The sequence below is a fragment of the Candidatus Symbiopectobacterium sp. NZEC135 genome (assembly GCF_025962695.1).
Genome location: NZ_JAGFPF010001060.1, coordinates 1 through 744, shown reverse-complemented (window position 1 = coordinate 744; position 744 = coordinate 1). Strand labels below are relative to the sequence as shown.

Here is a 744-nt window from a genome sequence, read left to right as displayed (position 1 = left end):
GCACATTGTCAGTGGAAAGCGCGTAACGCCTGCCGGCCTTTCTCGCGAGCCCAACGGTCAATGGCCAGGACATCGTCAACGGACTCTGGCTCGGCGCAGGAAAGCTGTGCCAGCACGCGCTGATTCAACGACGCGATATCGGTAAAGCGAATCTCACCGTGCAAAAAGGCGTCAACGGCAATTTCATTGGCCCCATTAAGCGCGGTTGTTGCCGCCTGGCCCTGATTACAGGCATCGATCGCCAACTGCAAGCAGGGATAACGCGTCATGTCCGGCTCGCTGAACGTGAGTGGACCAAGACGCATAAAATCCAGCGGTGCCACGTCAGATACAACCCGCTGCGGATAGGCCATTGCATGAGCAATCGGCGTACGCATATCCGGTGTACCAAGTTGAGCCAAGACGCTGCCATCCCGATAGCGCACCATGGAGTGAATAACCGACTGCGGATGGATGATGATCTCCATCTGTGCCGCTGACGCGTTAAACAACCAGCGCGCCTCGATATACTCCAGCCCTTTGTCCATCATGGTGGCAGAAACAACGGAAATCTTGCGACCCATGGACCAGTTTGGATGAGCACAGGCCTGATCGGGCGTCATCGCCGCCAATGCACCAAGCGGTGTTTCACGAAAGGGGCCACCCGAACCGGTCAGGACAATACGTTCCACCCCATGTTCCGTTAATGAAGCGTAACCCAATTGGCGTTGAATGTGCTCAGGTAAACTCTGAAAAATGGCGTTG

Annotated in this window: 1 protein-coding gene; it reads right to left on the bottom strand. The window is 55.8% G+C overall.

The features are described from left to right. Nucleotides 1-8: 8 nt before the first annotated feature. Nucleotides 9-744 (bottom strand): 1-deoxy-D-xylulose-5-phosphate reductoisomerase (gene dxr, locus J5224_RS32420; protein WP_264629046.1); only part of this gene is annotated, 736 nt, incomplete at its 5' end.